This is a genomic window from Pseudomonas sp. Eth.TT006 (genome assembly GCF_054456575.1).
Genome location: NZ_JBTJEN010000001.1, coordinates 248,591 through 264,781 on the forward strand (window position 1 = coordinate 248,591; position 16,191 = coordinate 264,781).

The 16,191-nt window shown below is 59.3% G+C and carries 18 protein-coding genes; 12 read left to right on the forward strand and 6 right to left on the reverse strand.

All coding sequences use genetic code 11. The features are described 5' to 3' along the window. Window positions 1–121 precede the first annotated feature (121 nt). Window positions 122–1,018, forward strand: a complete 897-nt coding sequence (locus ACXR0M_RS01140) for a peptidoglycan DD-metalloendopeptidase family protein (protein ID WP_458829146.1) — start codon at window positions 122–124, stop codon at window positions 1,016–1,018. Window positions 1,019–1,204: 186 nt separating this feature from the next. Here ACXR0M_RS01140 and ACXR0M_RS01145 read toward each other — a convergent pair whose 3' ends face one another. The 3 genes from ACXR0M_RS01145 to phoB form a co-directional block, all read right to left on the reverse strand. Continuing rightward, window positions 1,205–2,545: a hemolysin family protein gene (locus ACXR0M_RS01145; protein WP_458829148.1), complete on the reverse strand. Its 1,341-nt coding sequence runs from the start codon at window positions 2,543–2,545 to the stop codon at window positions 1,205–1,207. Window positions 2,546–2,668: 123 nt separating this feature from the next. Beyond that, complete coding sequence (phoR, locus tag ACXR0M_RS01150) at window positions 2,669–3,955, reverse strand: phosphate regulon sensor histidine kinase PhoR (protein ID WP_458829840.1); 1,287 nt, start codon at window positions 3,953–3,955, stop codon at window positions 2,669–2,671. 137 nt (window positions 3,956–4,092) lie between these two features. Then, a complete protein-coding gene (gene phoB / locus ACXR0M_RS01155; RefSeq protein WP_003229608.1) occupies window positions 4,093–4,782 on the reverse strand; it encodes a phosphate regulon transcriptional regulator PhoB in 690 nt (229 codons plus the stop codon). Window positions 4,783–4,933: 151 nt separating this feature from the next. Between phoB and ACXR0M_RS01160 the strand changes: the two genes are divergently transcribed. Next, complete coding sequence (locus tag ACXR0M_RS01160; protein WP_096817176.1) at window positions 4,934–5,317, forward strand: COG4315 family predicted lipoprotein; 384 nt, start codon at window positions 4,934–4,936, stop codon at window positions 5,315–5,317. A 111-nt stretch (window positions 5,318–5,428) separates the two neighbouring features. On the opposite strand, the gene ubiA is transcribed toward ACXR0M_RS01160, so the two are convergent. Both ubiA and ACXR0M_RS01170 read right to left on the reverse strand, forming a co-directional pair. After that, on the reverse strand, window positions 5,429–6,319 hold the full coding sequence (gene ubiA / locus ACXR0M_RS01165) for a 4-hydroxybenzoate octaprenyltransferase (protein WP_458829151.1): 891 nt from the start codon (window positions 6,317–6,319) through the stop codon (window positions 5,429–5,431). Beyond that, complete coding sequence (locus ACXR0M_RS01170; protein ID WP_458829153.1) at window positions 6,319–6,879, reverse strand: chorismate--pyruvate lyase family protein; 561 nt, start codon at window positions 6,877–6,879, stop codon at window positions 6,319–6,321. Before ACXR0M_RS01170 ends, ubiA begins: the two co-directional genes overlap by 1 nt. A 199-nt stretch (window positions 6,880–7,078) precedes the next feature. On the opposite strand from ACXR0M_RS01170, the gene ACXR0M_RS01175 reads away from it, so the two are divergent. From ACXR0M_RS01175 to ACXR0M_RS01185, 3 genes are all read left to right on the forward strand, one after another. Further along, the gene (locus ACXR0M_RS01175; protein ID WP_458829155.1) at window positions 7,079–7,246 is read left to right on the forward strand and encodes a rubredoxin; all 168 of its coding nucleotides are present in this window, start codon (window positions 7,079–7,081) and stop codon (window positions 7,244–7,246) included. 20 nt (window positions 7,247–7,266) lie between these two features. Continuing rightward, window positions 7,267–8,415, forward strand: coding sequence for an NAD(P)/FAD-dependent oxidoreductase (locus ACXR0M_RS01180; protein WP_458829157.1), 1,149 nt, complete (start codon window positions 7,267–7,269; stop codon window positions 8,413–8,415). Between the two features lie 190 nt (window positions 8,416–8,605). Next, entirely contained in the window at window positions 8,606–8,881 is a 276-nt protein-coding gene (locus ACXR0M_RS01185) for an HU family DNA-binding protein (RefSeq protein ID WP_003213368.1), read from the forward strand. Between the two features lie 94 nt (window positions 8,882–8,975). Here the strand turns inward: ACXR0M_RS01185 and ACXR0M_RS01190 are convergent, their stop codons facing one another. Further along, window positions 8,976–9,332 carry a hypothetical protein gene (locus ACXR0M_RS01190; RefSeq protein WP_458829159.1) on the reverse strand — a complete coding sequence of 119 codons (357 nt, stop codon included), beginning with the start codon at window positions 9,330–9,332 and terminating at the stop codon, window positions 8,976–8,978. An 809-nt stretch (window positions 9,333–10,141) separates the two neighbouring features. On the opposite strand from ACXR0M_RS01190, the gene tssA reads away from it, so the two are divergent. From tssA to ACXR0M_RS01225, 7 genes are all read left to right on the forward strand, one after another. Then, the gene (gene tssA / locus ACXR0M_RS01195; RefSeq protein ID WP_458829161.1) at window positions 10,142–11,704 is read left to right on the forward strand and encodes a type VI secretion system protein TssA; all 1,563 of its coding nucleotides are present in this window, start codon (window positions 10,142–10,144) and stop codon (window positions 11,702–11,704) included. Window positions 11,705–11,736: 32 nt separating this feature from the next. Continuing rightward, window positions 11,737–12,240 carry a type VI secretion system contractile sheath small subunit gene (gene tssB / locus ACXR0M_RS01200; protein ID WP_003229587.1) on the forward strand — a complete coding sequence of 168 codons (504 nt, stop codon included), beginning with the start codon at window positions 11,737–11,739 and terminating at the stop codon, window positions 12,238–12,240. Window positions 12,241–12,265: 25 nt separating this feature from the next. Beyond that, on the forward strand, window positions 12,266–13,741 hold the full coding sequence (gene tssC, locus ACXR0M_RS01205; protein WP_064589845.1) for a type VI secretion system contractile sheath large subunit: 1,476 nt from the start codon (window positions 12,266–12,268) through the stop codon (window positions 13,739–13,741). Window positions 13,742–13,750: 9 nt separating this feature from the next. Next, window positions 13,751–14,158 (forward strand): type VI secretion system baseplate subunit TssE, encoded by a 408-nt coding sequence (tssE, locus tag ACXR0M_RS01210; RefSeq protein ID WP_458829164.1) that lies wholly within the window; start codon window positions 13,751–13,753, stop codon window positions 14,156–14,158. 11 nt (window positions 14,159–14,169) lie between these two features. Further along, window positions 14,170–14,694 (forward strand): PAAR domain-containing protein, encoded by a 525-nt coding sequence (locus ACXR0M_RS01215; protein WP_458829166.1) that lies wholly within the window; start codon window positions 14,170–14,172, stop codon window positions 14,692–14,694. A gap of 61 nt (window positions 14,695–14,755) precedes the next feature. Next, window positions 14,756–15,694 carry a DUF6402 family protein gene (locus ACXR0M_RS01220; RefSeq protein WP_458829168.1) on the forward strand — a complete coding sequence of 313 codons (939 nt, stop codon included), beginning with the start codon at window positions 14,756–14,758 and terminating at the stop codon, window positions 15,692–15,694. Beyond that, the gene (locus ACXR0M_RS01225) at window positions 15,694–16,107 is read left to right on the forward strand and encodes a hypothetical protein (RefSeq protein ID WP_458829170.1); all 414 of its coding nucleotides are present in this window, start codon (window positions 15,694–15,696) and stop codon (window positions 16,105–16,107) included. Before ACXR0M_RS01220 ends, ACXR0M_RS01225 begins: the two co-directional genes overlap by 1 nt. Window positions 16,108–16,191 lie beyond the last annotated feature (84 nt).

Here is a 16,191-nt window from a genome sequence, read left to right on the forward strand (position 1 = left end):
GAGCTGCCGAAGGCTGCGATCTTTTGCTTTGTGCTGCCCATTCTGAAACATCTGTCGACTAGCCTGGTCTGTCTCAGCTGCTAGGCTCATTTTCAGGCCTTCCTTCGACAGACTTTTGCCCATGCTCGCGCGCCTGCTGTTTTTCTGTGGTCTTTTTCTGGCCGCCACCTCGGCTGTGGCCATGACCATTTACAAATCCACCGATGCCAACGGCGTGGTTTCGTACAGCGACCGGCCGAGCAAAGGCTCGCAGGTGTTCGTGTTTCAGGACCGCATGGTCGAGCACCTGGAGCGGCAGGTGTATCTCGATATCAAAAAGCAGAAGGGCAGCGACATCGTCTTCGTGCGTAACGATCTGTATGCGCCGGTCGAAATTGCCCTGGCGTTTACCGGGGTCAGCAATGTGCGGGGTGTGCCGGCGCAGACGATCCGTCGGGTGCTGCCGGCGCGCAGCAATACGCGTCTGGCGCTGCTGACGGCGATCAGCGGCCGGCAGCCGTTGGTGTATTCGCCGCAGTTCCAGTATGCGCTGGGCGACCCTGGCGGCGCCGCGCAGAGCTATCGTTATCCGTTGCCGTGGCGGGGTGGGCCGTTCCGCCTCAGTCAGGGCGCGAACGGCCAGTACAGCCACTACGGGCCGAAGAACAAATACGCAATGGACATCGCCATGCCCGTCGGTACGCCGATCATCGCGGCGCGGGCGGGTGTGGTGGTGAAGACCGAAAACTCGCAGAGCGGGCGCGGTAATGATGCGTCGGGCAATTTCGTGCGGATCCTGCACGATGACGGCACGATGGGCGTGTACCTGCATCTCAAGCAAGGTTCGGTGAGTGTCCGCGAAGGGCAGCGGGTGGCGGTCGGTAGCCCGTTGGCACTGTCGGGCAACACCGGTAACAGCAGCGGCCCGCACCTGCACTTTGTGGTGCAGCGCAATACCGGGCAGGGGCTGGTGTCGATTCCGTATCAGTTCAACCAGCCGCTGGGGGCATTGCCCAACTTTGCGTTGGGCAAGCAGTAGAAGTGGTGAAGGGCCGCTGTGGAGGGGCTTTTGTGGTGAGGGGATTTATCCCCGATGGGCGGCGCAGCCGTCCCAAAATCATTGAAGGCATTGAGTCAGGAGTTACGCGATTGCAGATTACAGGGCCGCTCCGCGACCCATCGGGGATAAATCCCCTCACCACAGAAGCGTCCCCCAAAACACCCATCAATCCAGCATCAACACCTTCGCCAGCACAATCTTCGGCCCTTTCATCTTCTTGATGATAATCCGCAGGCCTTCGACTTCCAGCACTTCTTCCTCTTCCGGCACCCGTTTCAGGGTCTCGTAGACCAGCCCGGCGAGGGTTTCCGCCTCGATGTGGTCAAGGTCGATCCCCAGCAGGCGCTCCACCTTGAACAGCGGCGTGTCGCCACGCACCAGCAGTTTGCCCGGCTGGTACGCGAGGATCCCGCGTTCGGCCTTGCGGTGTTCGTCCTGGATGTCGCCGACCAGCACTTCCAGCACGTCTTCCATGGTCAGGTAGCCGATGATGTTGCCATCGGCTTCTTCAACCACGGCGAAGTGCGAGCCGCCCTTGCGGAACTGCTCCAGCAACTGCGACAGCGGCATGTGCCGCGACACGCGCTCCAGCGGCCGGGTCAGTTCCGCCAGGTTGAACGACTCGGGAATGTGGTCCAGCGCAGCCAGCTCCAGCAGCAGGTCCTTGATGTGCAGCAGGCCGACGAACTCCTGGCGCTCACTGTCGTACACCGGATAACGGCTGAACTTGTGGCGACGGAACATCGCGAGGATTTCTTTCAGCGGCGCGTTGAATTCCAGGGTGATCAGGTCTTCCCGGGAGTTGGCCCAGTCGACCACTTCCAGCTCGCCCATTTCCACCGCCGAAGCCAATACGCGCATGCCTTGGTCGCTCGGGTCCTGACCACGGCTGGAGTGCAGGATCAGTTTCAGTTCTTCACGGCTGTAATGGTGTTCGTGGTGCGGGCCGGGTTCACCCTGGCCAGCGATGCGCAGAATCGCGTTGGCGCTGGCGTTGAGCAGGTAGATCGCCGGGTACATCGCCCAGTAGAACAGGTACAGCGGCACCGCCGTCCACAGCGACAGCAGCTCGGGCTTGCGGATCGCCCACGACTTGGGCGCCAGCTCGCCGACCACGATGTGCAGGTAGGAAATGATGAAGAACGCGGTGAAGAACGAAATGCCTTTGACCACTTCCGGCGCCTGCACGCCGACCGCGCTCAGCAGCGGCTCGAGAATGTGTGCGAACGCCGGCTCACCGACCCAGCCCAGGCCCAGCGAGGCGAGGGTGATACCCAGCTGACAGGCCGAGAGGTACGCATCGAGCTGACTGTGCACGGTGCGCAGGATGTGCCCGCGCCAGCCGTTCTGGTCGGCGATGGCCTCGACCCGGGTCGAGCGCAGTTTGACCATGGCGAATTCCGCCGCAACGAAAAAACCGTTGAGCAAAACCAGGATCAGAGCAAAAAGAATCATGCCGAAATCGGCGAACAGGGTTGCGAGGGACAAGCCAGGGGAAGGGTCCATGATGGAGTTTTGCGGGTTCCGTGTGATTCGTAAGAGAGAAAAAATCGCGCCTGAAAGGCAGACGCAAGTCCGCCAATGTAGCGGCTGACTTGGCGATTGCCTAGTGGCGCGTGCTGGCCGGTATCACTCGGCGGTGCTGATCGCCCGTGCCTGGGCCACCTGGGCCGGGGCGAAATGGCAGGTGAACGTGCTGCCGTGGCCGGGTACGCTGCTGATCTCCATCCGTGCGCGGTGGCGCAGCAACACGTGTTTGACGATCGCCAGACCGAGCCCGGTGCCGCCGGTATTGGAGTTGCGGCTGGAGTCGACGCGGTAGAAACGTTCGGTCAGACGCGGCAGGTGTTTGCTGTCGATGCCGATCCCCGAATCCTGCACGCTCAGGTGCGCACCTTGTTCGTCGCCCCACCAGCGAATGCGGATGTTGCCCTCGGCCGGGGTGTATTTCACTGCGTTGAACACCAGGTTGGAGAATGCGCTGCGCAGTTCCGCCTCGCTGCCCTTGAGCAGGATTTTGCCGTCCGCCTCCAAGGTGATGCGCTGGTTTTTCTGCCCCGACAACTGCTGCGCATCGCTCTTGATCGATTGCAGCAGGGTGTCGATCTGCACCGGCTGATTGTCCGAGGGGTAATCGGTGGCTTCCAGTTTCGCCAACAGCAACAGGTCGTTGAGCAGCGTCTGCATGCGCCCGCCCTGTTGTTGCATCTGCTGCAGCGCACGGCTCCAGCGTGGGTTCACCTCCTCGACGTTGTCGAGCAGGGTTTCCAGATAGCCGCAGATCACCGTCAGCGGCGTGCGCAGTTCGTGGGAGACGTTGGCGATGAAGTCTTTGCGCATCTGCTCCAGTTGATGAATGCGCGTGACGTCGCGCACCAGCATCAGGTGTTCGTTGTTGCCGTAACGCGTGAGGTACAGCTGAATGCGCACGCGGTCGTTGGTCGGCGAGGGGATTTCCAGCGGTTCGGCGTAGCTGTCCTGCTCGAAGTATTCCTTGAAGCGCGGATGCCGCACCAGATTGGTCACCGGCTGGCCGCTGTCTTGCGGGGTCTTGAGGCCGAGCAGGGTTTCCGCGGCGCGGTTCCACCACTCCAGATTGCCGTCGCTGTCGAGCATGATCACCGCGTCTTTCAGTGCGGCGGTGGACTCCTGAACCCGGTCGATCACCGCTTGCAGGCGCCCGCGCACTCGTTGGTCGCGGCGTTGCAGGTGATAGATGCTGTCGAACACCTCGCCCCACAGGCCATAGCCGTCGGGCGGTGCGTCATCGGGTTGGTGCAGGCGCAGCCATTCGTGCAGGCGCAGCAGTTGCCTGAGCGTCCAGGTCAGGTAAAGACCCAGGCCGGCAGCGAGGCTCCAGCCGTAATAGCCGCTGATCAGACCGATCACCAGACAGGCGGTGACCAGCAACAGCATGTGGCGAATCAGGGTGCCATGCCAGTTTTGATTCACGGGGCGTCCTTAGCCGCAGCTTCAAGTTCCAGGCCGCAAGCTCCAAGCCAAAGCGGATCGGCTTTCGCTTGCCGCTTGCAGCTAAAAGCTTGCCGCTGTTTTCAAGCTTTTGTGGAAAACCGGTAGCCGGTGCCGCGCACGGTTTGTACCAGATTTTCGTAAGCATCGCCGAGGGCCTTGCGTAGGCGCCGGATGTGCACGTCGACGGTGCGCTCTTCCACATAAACGTTGCCGCCCCAGACCTGATCCAGCAACTGCCCGCGGGTGTAGGCGCGTTCCTGGTGGGTCATGAAAAATTGCAGCAGACGGTATTCGGTCGGGCCCATCTCCGCCGGACGACCGTCGATGGTCACCCGATGGCTGATCGGATCAAGCAACAGGCCACCCACTTCGATCGGCGCTTCGCCATCGGTCGGGCCGGCGCGGCGCAGCACAGCCTTGAGGCGGGCCACCAGTTCGCGGGGCGAAAACGGCTTGGTGATGTAGTCGTCGGCGCCGACTTCCAGGCCCTGGATCTTGTTGTCCTCTTCGCCCTTGGCGGTGAGCATGATGATCGGGATGTCCCCGGTCAGCTCATCGCGCTTGAGGCGGCGGGCCAGTTCGATGCCGGAGGTGCCGGGCAGCATCCAGTCGAGCAGGATCAGGTCCGGTTTGCGGTCAACGATAATGGCGTGTGCCTGCTGCGAGTTCTCTGCCTCGAGGCAGTCATAGCCGGCCATTTCCAACGCAACGGCGATCATTTCGCGAATGGGCGCTTCGTCGTCGACGATCAGAATGCTCCTGCCAACCATGCCTTAATCCTCTTGTCATTTAACTGTCTTGCGCCGCATTAGATAACGGAATTATTGCAGTCGTGTGACAGTATTTTAGTCGCCCGGCGAATGGCGGAATCCTCGACTAAGCTCTAAGTCCGAATCCTGACAACCACAAAAGAAGGTTTCCATGACGCAAATGACTGCTTCTTTCAAAGCTCTGCTGATGGCTGCTGCCCTGACTCTGCCCGGGCTGGCGATGGCAGCCGAACCGGCCATGATGAAAGACGGCATGATGGTCGACCACAAAGGCATGACCGTGTACACGTTCGACAAGGATGCTGGTGGCAAGTCGATGTGCAACGGTGATTGTGCGAAAAACTGGCCACCGATGATGGCGCCCGCGGGGGCCAAGGCTGAGGGCAAATGGACGGTGATCAAGCGCGATGACGGCATGATGCAGTACGCCTACGACGGCAAGCCGCTGTACACCTTCATGAAGGATGAAAAGCCTGGGGAAATGAAAGGCGATGGCATGAAGGACGTCTGGCACGTGGTGCACGAGCACAAGTAACGCAAACCCCTGTGGGAGCGGGCTTGCTCGCGAAGGCGGTGTACCAGTTGACACATTTGCTGACTGACACGACGCCTTCGCGAGCAAGCCCGCTCCCACGGGTTCCGATCCTCAGCGCAATGCGTAATCCAGCACGATTCCGACGAAAATCGCCAACCCTGCCCAATGGTTGTGCAAAAACGCCTTGAAGCAGCGCATCCGGTCGCGATCACGGGTGTACCAGAATTCCCACGCATAACATCCCGCCGCCACCAGCAGACCGAGGTTGAACCAGGTCCCCAGTTCGAACTTCGACCCGGCCAGCAATAGGCAACCCAATGACAGCGCCTGCAAGCTCAGGATGATCACCCGATCCGCATCACCAAACAGAATCGCCGTGGATTTCACCCCGATCTTCAAATCGTCGTCACGATCAGTCATCGCGTAATACGTGTCGTAACCCACCGTCCACAGCAGATTGGCGATCCACAGCAGCCAGGCGGCGGCGGGCAGTTCGCCGGTTTCGGCGGTGAACGCCATCGGCATGCCCCAAGAGAACGCCGCGCCGAGCACCACTTGCGGGTAATAGGTGTAGCGCTTCATGAACGGGTAGGTGAACGCCAGCGCCAAACCACCTAGCGACAGCCAGATGGTCGGCGCGTTGGTGCACAGCACCAGCAGGAAGCTCACGCCCATCAGCAGCGCGAAGAACACCAGCGCCTCTTTCGAACTGATCTTGCCGCTGGCCAGCGGTCGTTGTGCGGTGCGTTTGACGTGGCCGTCGACCTTGCGGTCCGCCCAGTCGTTGATCACGCAACCGCCGGCGCGGGTCAGTACTACGCCGAGCACGAAAATCACGATATTGGCCAGTGATGGCGAACCCTTGCCGGCAATCCACAGCGCCCACAGCGTCGGCCACAGCAGCAGGTAAATGCCGATCGGCTTGTCCATGCGTGTCAGCTGGATAAAGTCCCAGGCGCGTGGATTCAAGCGGTTCAGGGACTTGAGCAGGCTCTGGTACATCAGCAGTTCTCCGGATGGGCGCGGGCGGCGGTCCACAGGCTCGGCAGGAAAATCTCCGCCACCAGCACGCTCAGCGCGCCACGATCAAAACGCGAACGACGGCCCCATAGTTCGGGCGCGCGGCAGGCTGGCGGCAACCAGTCTGGCGGGTAGTGACAGACTTCGATGGCGCGGCGCTGGAAGGCCTGATCGCAGAACAGCAGTTCGCCCAGCGAGCGGCTGCCCAGCTCATCCATGTGCAGGCCGTCGCCTTGCAGAGCGGCACGCGACGCCACGCTGCGGGCAAACACCCAGGCCTCGCCATGACCGCGCAGATACACCTCGCGCACCCAGCCTTCGCTGCCTTCGGCCAGTTCCAGCGCTGCGCATTCGTCGCTGCGCAGGGTGGCCCAGCCTTCGAATAACGGCGTAACACTGAAACCGTCATTGGACAGCCGGGTCAGGCGGCGGGTCAGCGAGCCTTCGCCGAACAACCAGTCGAGGGTCAGCGCGTCGGGAAGGGGCGTCAGTCGGCTTTGAGTCAGCCAGAGCGGGGCCGGGCAGGCATTTGAATGGTGCACAATGAGTCATTATTGGCCGCAAATGAGGCGGCGAGCTTACCATGGCGTGCTGCGATTTTGAGGGATCCGGGTCGCCGTTGCGCCGAACAGGCTTGCATCTGCCCGGCACCCTCAGTACAAAACGCCCTGAGCCGGATGGCAGCGCACCACCATCGACCCTCCGCGCCGACTTTAGCCTGAACTCCGAGGAAGTACCTGAATGAAAAAGTGGCAATGCATCGTCTGCGGCCTGATCTACAACGAAGCCGACGGTTGGCCGGATGACGGCATCGCGCCGGGCACGCCGTGGCAGGACGTGCCGGAAGACTGGCTATGCCCGGATTGCGGTGTCGGCAAGTCGGACTTCGAAATGATCGAAATCAACTGAGAAAAACCTGGGAGTAAGGCATGAACGCACCTGTCGTAATCGTTGGCACCGGGCTGGCGGGCTACAACCTGGCCCGGGAGTTTCGCAAACTCGATGGCGAAACCCCGCTGCTGCTGATTACCGCCGATGACGGGCGCTCTTACTCCAAACCGATGCTCTCCACCGGGTTCGGCAAGAACAAGGACGCCGATGGCCTGAGCATGGCCGAACCCGGCGCCATGGCCGAGCAGTTGAAGGCCGAAGTGCGCACCCACACGCGCATCAGTGGCATCGACGCCGGCCACAAGCGCCTGTGGATCGGCGAGGAAGCGGTGTACTACCGCGACCTGATCCTCGCATGGGGCGCGGAAACCGTGCGCGTGCCGATCGAGGGCGATGGCGCCGAGCTGGTGTTCCCGATCAACGATCTCGAAGATTACGCGCGCTTTCGTGCCGCGGCGGCGGGCAAGCGCCGGGTATTGCTGCTCGGTGCCGGGCTGATCGGCTGCGAATTCGCCAACGACCTGATCCTCGGTGGCTACGAGGTGCAATTGGTCGCGCCGTGCGAGCAGGTCATGCCGACCTTGCTGCATCCGGCTGCGGCGGCAGCCGTACAAGCCGGGCTGGAAAGCCTGGGCGCCAAATTCCATCTCGGCCCGGTGCTGACCCGTCTGCAAAAAGTCGCTGACGGGCTGGAGGCGCATCTGTCCGACGGTCAGGTGATCGCCTGCGATGTGGTGGTGTCGGCCATCGGCCTGCGCCCACGCATCGATCTGGCGGCGGCAGCCGGGGTGCAGGTCAACCGTGGCGTCGTTGTCGATCGCTACCTTAAAACCTCCCACGCCAATATTTACGCGCTGGGCGACTGCGCCGAGGTCGATGGGCTGAATCTGTTGTACGTGATGCCCCTCATGAACTGTGCGCGTGCGCTGGCGCAAACCCTGGCGGGCAACCCGACGGCGGTGAGCTACGGCGCGATGCCGATTACCGTGAAAACCCCGGTGTGCCCGTTGGTCGTTTCGCCGCCGCCACGGGGCCGCGAAGGGGTCTGGAGCGTCGAAGGGCAGGGCGCCGACATCAAGGCCTTGTGTCACAGCGCCGACGGCCAGTTGCTCGGTTATGCGCTGACCGGCGCAGCGGTGATGGAAAAACTCGCCCTGAACAAACAGCTTCCGGCGCTGCTGGCGTAAATACCGGTCGTTCTGTCGGAATCACCCCGCTTTTGCCCCTACAAAGGTCGCGGGGAGACTGGCGCCGCCGGTATCCGCGTGCCATTCTCACTCCCGTCTGCCGCAGAGTAGAGCCTGCGGCGCCTTGGGCGCTGTTCCAACGAGAACAGCACGGACATAACAACAAAAAACCGTCAAAGGGGCTTCACTAATGCGTAAACCAGAACTCGCCGCTGCAATCGCTGAAAAAGCGGATCTGACCAAAGAACAGGCCAACCGCGTGCTCAACGCCGTCCTCGAAGAAATCACCGGCGCTCTGCACCGCAAGGACAGCGTAACGCTGGTGGGCTTCGGCACCTTCCTGCAACGTCACCGCGGCGCCCGCACCGGCAAAAACCCGCAAACCGGCGAACCGGTCAAGATCAAGGCCAGCAACACCGTGGCATTCAAGCCAGGCAAGTCGTTGAAAGACAGCGTCAATCCGTAATAGCGGTGCGCTCCCCGAATGACGGGGAGCAGCGCAATGAAAATGGGCACACCGATTGCGGTCGGGTGCCCATTTTTTGTGGCTGCAAGCCAGGTTATTGGCGGCGGAAGCAGGCTTTGCCATTGCCAAAGTCTACGGCCAGGCAGTTTGGCTCGATCGCCAGTTGCAGATCCTGAAACAAGGCGGACAAATCGCTGTTTGAAGCGGCCTTCGTTTCGCTCTTCAACGTCAAAGTGTTTTTATCCACCTGCCAGGTGCCCCTGGCAAAACCGTCAGCACTGCCATATGCCACGCCCGCGTCAAACGTGCCGTCTTTGCGCAGCAGCAACTCGGCGCCCATTTCCATTGCGCCCGTCAGGTAGTAGTGACCTTCCAGTGTCTGCGTATCGGCAGAGGCTTGAGTGACGGGGAGCCACATCAGTGCGGTGAACAACAGGGGGCTCAATTCCATGAGTAATACTCCTGACCAGCTCTCGTACGGGAGGTTGAATTTTCCAGACGGCTTTATATTGCCTGGGCGCGGCCAGTATGCCCGAGCCTTACAGGAAAGGCTTGATGCCGACGGGGGCAAAAACGCCGGAATTGATGCTCGTCCCTGGCCGCCAAACCAAGAGGATTGCCCAGGCACCCAGCATCACGGGTAACACTTAATGTAAGAAGTATCCCTGTCATTTGTCAGAGTATTTCCGGTGCAGAGGAGTTGCGTAAGCCTACGCTCCTGAGAGTAAGGAAGTGCTTCATAGTTGTTGATCTGGCACTGAAGTACAGTATTCACAAGATGAATAAAGTTTCAGAAAGATGAATTGCCATCAAATTGATGGCACTTTTATTGTTGAATGTTGTCGCCGGCGAATTGTTTGTAAAATCCAGCGTTTTTTCGGAAGGGTCCTACTTCCATTTCTTTCGAGAGTTGTCATGCTTGCCGCCGTGTAATGGGGCAGGCGTTTGCAGGGCGACGCGGTCAGTCGGACCGGGGCCGCTCTGGGGCGAGGGTTACGAGGAAACCGGGCGGATTCGCCCAATATACTTGGGCATCAGGGATTCCCCTGCGACATATAGGGCAATCTCCTACACGGCCCAATGAACACTTCGTCTTGTTGTTTAATCAGATGCTTGCTAGTGGCCATCATAGTGATTACGATGCGCCCACTTGAAAGAGCACATCTCAATTGGATGAGTCGCTGTACTGCTCTTCGATACTGTCCCGCGCCGTGGCAACTCCAATAGGCGCACGACTGTAATCCTTAATAAAGGCCATGGATGTCCTACTCAAGCAAACTTTCCGCCCATTACCTCGAACTCGCAAAAGCCTCTGTTTCCAAAGAGAATTTTGCGGGCGAAGACGTTCGTTTTTCGAGCGAGTTCGAGGCCCTGGAAAGCGAGCTGGCCAAAGCCACGTCGATGCACGAAAGCGGGCAGATCGACTGGCTGAAAATCCGTGAAAACAGCGAAAACCTGCTGCGTACCCAATCCAAGGATTTGCGCGTCGGCGCCTGGCTGACCTGGTCGCTGTACCAGCGTGAATCGTTCCCCGGGCTGCTCGCCGGCCTCGGTCTGCTGCACCATCTGTCGGAAAACCACTGGGCCGACGTTCACCCGCTTAAACCCCGCACCCGTGCCGCCGCGATCGGTTGGCTGGTGCCGCGTCTGGAGCAGGTGATCACCGAAAACATTGCGATCAAGGAACAGCTGCCGATGTTCCGGCAGCTGTCCGAGCATCTGGCCGGCCTCGATGCCGCGTGCACCGAGCACTTGGGCGACGACGCGCCGCTGCTGTTGCCTCTCTCCCGCCGCCTGAAAACCATGATCCAGCGTGCGGCCGACAACCAGCCGGCCCCCGGCGTGGTCGGTGCGGCGGTGGCGCAGGTCAAACAGGCCGCCAGCCAGTTGATGACCCCCGGCGCGCCGATCGACAACGAGAAAGACGCCTACAAGGCCCTGCGCGCCCAGCAGGAAAGCGCGCGTCCGTTGTGCGCCTGGTGGCTCAAGCAGAAAGCCACCGACCTGCGCGCCCTGCGCCTGAACCGCACCTTGCTCTGGCTGCCGATCGATGCGGTGCCCGAGCGCAACGCCGAGCAGATCACCGTGCTGCGCGGCTTGCCGGCCGACAAGCTCAAGCAGTACCAGGACCGTTTCGATCAAGGCAAATACGCCGATCTGCTGGTGGAATTGGAGGCGAGCCTGGCGAAGGCGCCGTTCTGGTTCGACGGACAGAGGATGGTCTGGGAATGTCTGCAGAACCTCAACGCCGAGATGGCAATGCGCGAAGTGGAAATCCACTTCGCGCTTTTGGTTCAGCGCCTGCCCGGCATCATCGAATGCCACTTCCATGACGGCGCGCCATTTGCCGATCCGGCCACCCGGGCGTGGATCGCCGGCAACGTCATGCCGCACCTGCAAAGCGCCAGTGCGCCGCGCAAGGTTGAAAGCGAGGACGTCGAAACCCAGCCGGCCTGGGAAAAGGCCCTGCAGGACGTGCTGCCGTTGCTGCGCAAGGAAGGCCTCAAACCGGCCGTGCAGATTCTCAAGCAGGGACTGCAATCGGCCCACGGCGGGCGCGAGCGGTTCTTCTGGCAGTTCGCTCTGGCCCGGCTGTGCTTCATGGCCAAGAAGTACGAACTGGCCAAAAACCAGCTCGAAACCCTCGATCAGACATTACAGGACTCAGGCCTGCACGCCTGGGAGCCCGATCTTGCATTGGAAGTGCTGCACCTGCTGCACAGTTGCTGCGAGTTGTTGCCGCAGAACCATGCAGTGCGTGAACGCAAGGAAGAGATTTATCGCAGGCTGTGCCACCTCGATCTCGAAGTGGTACTCGAATAGGCCCCAGGGCCACAACCGCAAGGAGAAAAGCCATGGCCAAAGAAGGCTCGGTAGCCCCCAAGGAACGCATCAACGTCACCTTCAAACCCGCCACCGGCGGTGCTCAGGAAGAGATTGAACTGCCGCTGAAACTGCTGGCAATCGGTGACTACACCCACCGCAAGGACGATCGCAAAATCGAAGATCGCAAGCCGATCAGCATCGACAAGATGACCTTCGACGAAGTGTTGGCCAAGCAAGAACTGGGTCTGACGCTGAGCGTGCCGAACCGTCTGCAGGAAGATGGCGAGGCCGACGAGCTGGCTGTGCAACTGCGCGTCAATTCGATGAAGGACTTCAACCCGGCCAGCTTGGTCGAGCAAGTGCCTGAGCTGAAAAAACTGATGGAACTGCGCGATGCGCTGGTGGCCCTCAAAGGCCCGCTGGGTAACGCACCTGCGTTCCGTAAAGCGATCGAAGGCGTGCTCGCCGACGACGAATCCCGCGGTCGCGTACTCGGTGAGCTGGGCCTGAACGCCGCAGCCCCGGACGCCTGAGACTCCAGCCAAGGAAGCCAACACAATGAGCACTAGCGCAGCACAAGAGAAGAGCGCCGCCAGCGGCGAGTACAGCATTCTCGACAGCATCATCGCCGAAACCCGTCTGACTCCGGACGACGAAGCCTACGACATCGCCAAGCGTGGCGTGTCGGCGTTCATCGAAGAACTGCTCAAGCCGCAGAACAACGGTGAGCCGGTCAAGAAGGCCATGGTTGACCGCATGATCGCCGAGATCGATGCCAAGCTCAGCCGTCAGATGGACGAAATCCTGCACCACCCGGACTTCCAGGCACTGGAATCGTCGTGGCGTGGTCTGCAGTTGCTGGTCGACCGCACCAACTTCCGCGAAAACATCAAGATCGAAATCCTCAACGTCTCCAAAGAAGACCTGCTGGACGATTTCGAAGACTCGCCGGAAGTCATGCAGTCGGGCCTGTACAAGCACATCTACACCGCTGAATACGGCCAGTTCGGTGGTCAGCCTGTGGGCGCGATCATCGCCAACTACTACATGTCGCCAAGCTCGCCAGACGTCAAGCTGATGCAGTACGTGGCCAGCGTTTCGTGCATGTCCCACGCGCCGTTCATCGCCGCTGCCGGTCCGAAATTCTTCGGTCTGGAAAGCTTCACCGGCCTGCCCGATCTGAAAGATCTGAAAGACCACTTCGAAGGCCCGCAATTCGCCAAATGGCAGAGCTTCCGTACTTCGGAAGACTCCCGCTACGTTGGCCTGACCGTGCCGCGTTTCCTGCTGCGTAACCCGTACGACCCGGAAGAAAACCCGGTCAAGTCGTTCGTGTACAAGGAAACCGTTGCCAACAGCCACGAGCACTACCTGTGGGGCAACACCGCGTTCGCGTTCGGCACCAAGCTGACCGACAGCTTCGCCAAATTCCGCTGGTGCCCGAACATCATCGGCCCGCAGAGCGGTGGCGCGGTTGAAGATCTGCCGCTGCACCACTTCGAAAGCATGGGCGAAATCGAAACCAAGATTCCGACCGAAGTACTGGTCAGCGACCGTCGTGAATACGAACTGGCCGAGGAAGGCTTCATTTCCCTGACCATGCGCAAAGGCTCCGACAACGCGGCGTTCTTCTCCGCAAGCTCGGTGCAGAAGCCGAAGTTCTTCGGCATCAGCGCAGAAGGCAAGGCTGCAGAGCTGAACTACAAGCTCGGCACCCAGCTGCCGTACATGATGATCGTCAACCGCCTGGCTCACTACTTGAAAGTGCTGCAGCGCGAGCAACTCGGTTCGTGGAAAGAGCGCACCGACCTCGAGCTGGAACTGAACAAGTGGATCCGCCAGTACGTGGCCGACCAGGAAAACCCGAGCGCCGAAGTGCGTGGCCGTCGTCCGCTGCGCGCTGCGCAAGTGATCGTCAGCGACGTTGAAGGCGAGCCGGGCTGGTACCGCGTCAGCCTGAACGTGCGTCCGCACTTCAAGTACATGGGTGCCGATTTCACTCTGTCGCTGGTTGGCAAGCTGGACAAAGAGTAAGAGCGACTCATGGACGGATACGGCAGCCTGTTCGAACGCCTCAACGGCGACGCGCAACTACGCAAGGGCAACAGCCTCGAGGCTTGTGCCATGGCGTCGGTGGCTGCCCATCTGGCCAAAATGCTCAGCACCCGGGCGGGCAGCGTGCAAACGCTGTCCGACTACGGGTTGCCCGATCTCAATGACATGCGTCTGAGCCTGCACGACTCCCTGAGTCAGGCCCGTCTGGCCATCGAAAACTTCATCGAAGCCTACGAGCCGCGCCTGAGCAACGTGCGTGTCATTTCCCTGCCGCGTGACAACGACCAACTGCGTCTGGCCTTCAGTATCGAAGGTCTGCTCGAGGTCGAGGGTTTCAAGCGTCAGGTCAGTTTTTCCGCGCGCCTGGATGGCAGCGGTCAAGTGAAGGTCACTTAAGGAGATTCCCGATGTCTGGCAAACCTGCAGCACGCGTATCCGACCCCACCGCTTGCCCACTTCCCGGCCACGGTACCAACCCGATCGCCGCCGGTTCCGGCGACGTGTTCTTCGACGGCCTCGCGGCCGCCCGCCAAGGCGATGCCTCGGCGTGTGGTGGTGCGATGTCGGGAGGTTTGGCGACCACTGTGTTGATCAACGGCAAACCTGCCGCGACGGTTGATTCGGTGGGTACGCATGGCAACAAGGTCACTGCTGGATCCGGGACGGTGATTATCGGCAATTCGCATTCGCCGGCGCCGTTTGTGCCGCCGTTGCCGGTGGAGATCAAGTGGCCGTTCGACGAACACTTCACGATCAATTGTCAGGACACCGGCAAGCCATTAGCGGGTGTGGCCTACACATTGAAAACCGCCTCGGGGAAGATCATCAACGGTATTACCAGTGCTGATGGAAAAACTCAGAAAATTTCTTCCGCTCAGGCTGAGGCGGTGGAGTTGGTGATTGAACAACAAACCGAAGTGATGATTGGCTAGGTATTGGATTGTATTTTAAACGCAAGCTTCTGTTTCTGAGCTTTAAAGTAAGGACGTTGAAATGGCAGACACGGTAGTAGCATCCAGCCTTACCCCGGCGAGTAATAAAGCCGGGCAGTCTACTGTTGTGCGTCTTTTTAAGGTTAGCGATATCCCTGCTGCCATGGACAAAATGAAGTGGCCGGTCGCCGCCGCATTGATGCGTCATTGGTTTAATGGTGCCCCTTGGCAGAATGCCAGTGGGGGAATGGAAAAAGAAGAGAAAGACCGTGTCAGGCCGGTGCCCGATCAATATATTGAAGAAAATATAGTCAAGATGGACTGGGTGCTTAAGTTCAAGAAGCCTGAAGAGACGCGGAAAGTTTTAAAGGCGGCATGGAATAATGAGAAAGCCATGCCTGAAATCAGCACCAAAATACTTCGGGCTTTTGGCAAGTCGGCGCCGGGTTGCTATCCAGTCCAGTTTAACGGCAAAGGGCGTGCGGCCGAAAAGTTCGGTTATTTCAACTCCCGTGCAGTTAATTTCAGTCAGCTCGGTGGCGGTGAACTTGATGAACTGCGCGGAGCCTTGGCGAATTTCAACATGCGGGTTATCGCAGAAGGCGTAGTCAACGTCTTTGACAAGAAAGTCGTGTTTGTCGCTGATCGCCTGGGCTACTACGTCGAAGATAACTATGATTTTAACGACGGCGACGATTACATCAGTCAACCACTTGGATACTGGAATTTTGATGGTGTTGCCGGGGTGATGGACGCTAACGCGCAAAACATGGCAATCGATCAGGAAACTGCGGGCATCATGCAGTCATCCATATTCGGAATGAGCGAATCAGCAGAAAAGCGCTTTGTCGAAGCTGCGAACAAGCGATACTTTTTTATCCAAAACAAACATTTTGTTGAGTACAGGAAGCTTTACTCCAAGGGTGGGGACTTCAAACTGTTCTCTGATATTTTTTATGAAAGCATTAGTCCTGTGACTATTGAGTTGGGAAAAAAATGATGCGCACCAAAAAGATATTTTTTTTCCTGTTTTTGTTAGTGGTTGTAATCGCAGTTTTTGCGGTGTCTGTGAACAGTGTTGTTAATCGCCAGGCCAGCAGCTTCGTAATCAGCGAGTCAGGAAACTATCTGATTGAAAATGTGCCTGTTAGAGGTTTGCTGGTGCCTTTCGATGATTTGGCATACCTGCGAATTATTGACAAAAGAGATTCCAATGCAGTGTTTCGATCGCCTTTGTATTCGCGAAGTGCTGTGGATATGACTGCTCACGAGGACGATGTAATTGTAGGGATCGTCTGGATTGATTTTTACAAGCGCGATCAACATTTTGGTATCAGAGTTCCGGAATGGAAAAACCATTGGCTCAATAGCTTTATCAGTAACACTCCCTATGAAGTTGCTGGAGGGGATTAGGGGGGTGTCATGTCGCCGCCATGAAGAGCGTCATCCGTCCGAGTTCCAGAGTACGTTTTTGATGAGTTCCACTACCAGGCAGGT

What these genes read in the sequence shown, in the direction of transcription:
- ACXR0M_RS01140 (WP_458829146.1), top strand. Translation starts at nt 122, where the DNA reads ATGCTCGCGCGCCTGCTGTTTTTCTGTGGTCTTTTTCTGGCCGCCACC.
- ACXR0M_RS01145 (WP_458829148.1), bottom strand. Translation starts at nt 2,545, where the DNA reads ATGGACCCTTCCCCTGGCTTGTCCCTCGCAACCCTGTTCGCCGATTTC.
- phoR (WP_458829840.1), bottom strand. Translation starts at nt 3,955, where the DNA reads ATGCTGTTGCTGGTCACCGCCTGTCTGGTGATCGGTCTGATCAGCGGC.
- phoB (WP_003229608.1), bottom strand. Translation starts at nt 4,782, where the DNA reads ATGGTTGGCAGGAGCATTCTGATCGTCGACGACGAAGCGCCCATTCGC.
- ACXR0M_RS01160 (WP_096817176.1), top strand. Translation starts at nt 4,934, where the DNA reads ATGACGCAAATGACTGCTTCTTTCAAAGCTCTGCTGATGGCTGCTGCC.
- ubiA (WP_458829151.1), bottom strand. Translation starts at nt 6,319, where the DNA reads ATGTACCAGAGCCTGCTCAAGTCCCTGAACCGCTTGAATCCACGCGCC.
- ACXR0M_RS01175 (WP_458829155.1), top strand. Translation starts at nt 7,079, where the DNA reads ATGAAAAAGTGGCAATGCATCGTCTGCGGCCTGATCTACAACGAAGCC.
- ACXR0M_RS01180 (WP_458829157.1), top strand. Translation starts at nt 7,267, where the DNA reads ATGAACGCACCTGTCGTAATCGTTGGCACCGGGCTGGCGGGCTACAAC.
- ACXR0M_RS01185 (WP_003213368.1), top strand. Translation starts at nt 8,606, where the DNA reads ATGCGTAAACCAGAACTCGCCGCTGCAATCGCTGAAAAAGCGGATCTG.
- ACXR0M_RS01190 (WP_458829159.1), bottom strand. Translation starts at nt 9,332, where the DNA reads ATGGAATTGAGCCCCCTGTTGTTCACCGCACTGATGTGGCTCCCCGTC.
- tssA (WP_458829161.1), top strand. Translation starts at nt 10,142, where the DNA reads ATGTCCTACTCAAGCAAACTTTCCGCCCATTACCTCGAACTCGCAAAA.
- tssB (WP_003229587.1), top strand. Translation starts at nt 11,737, where the DNA reads ATGGCCAAAGAAGGCTCGGTAGCCCCCAAGGAACGCATCAACGTCACC.
- tssC (WP_064589845.1), top strand. Translation starts at nt 12,266, where the DNA reads ATGAGCACTAGCGCAGCACAAGAGAAGAGCGCCGCCAGCGGCGAGTAC.
- tssE (WP_458829164.1), top strand. Translation starts at nt 13,751, where the DNA reads ATGGACGGATACGGCAGCCTGTTCGAACGCCTCAACGGCGACGCGCAA.
- ACXR0M_RS01215 (WP_458829166.1), top strand. Translation starts at nt 14,170, where the DNA reads ATGTCTGGCAAACCTGCAGCACGCGTATCCGACCCCACCGCTTGCCCA.
- ACXR0M_RS01220 (WP_458829168.1), top strand. Translation starts at nt 14,756, where the DNA reads ATGGCAGACACGGTAGTAGCATCCAGCCTTACCCCGGCGAGTAATAAA.
- ACXR0M_RS01225 (WP_458829170.1), top strand. Translation starts at nt 15,694, where the DNA reads ATGCGCACCAAAAAGATATTTTTTTTCCTGTTTTTGTTAGTGGTTGTA.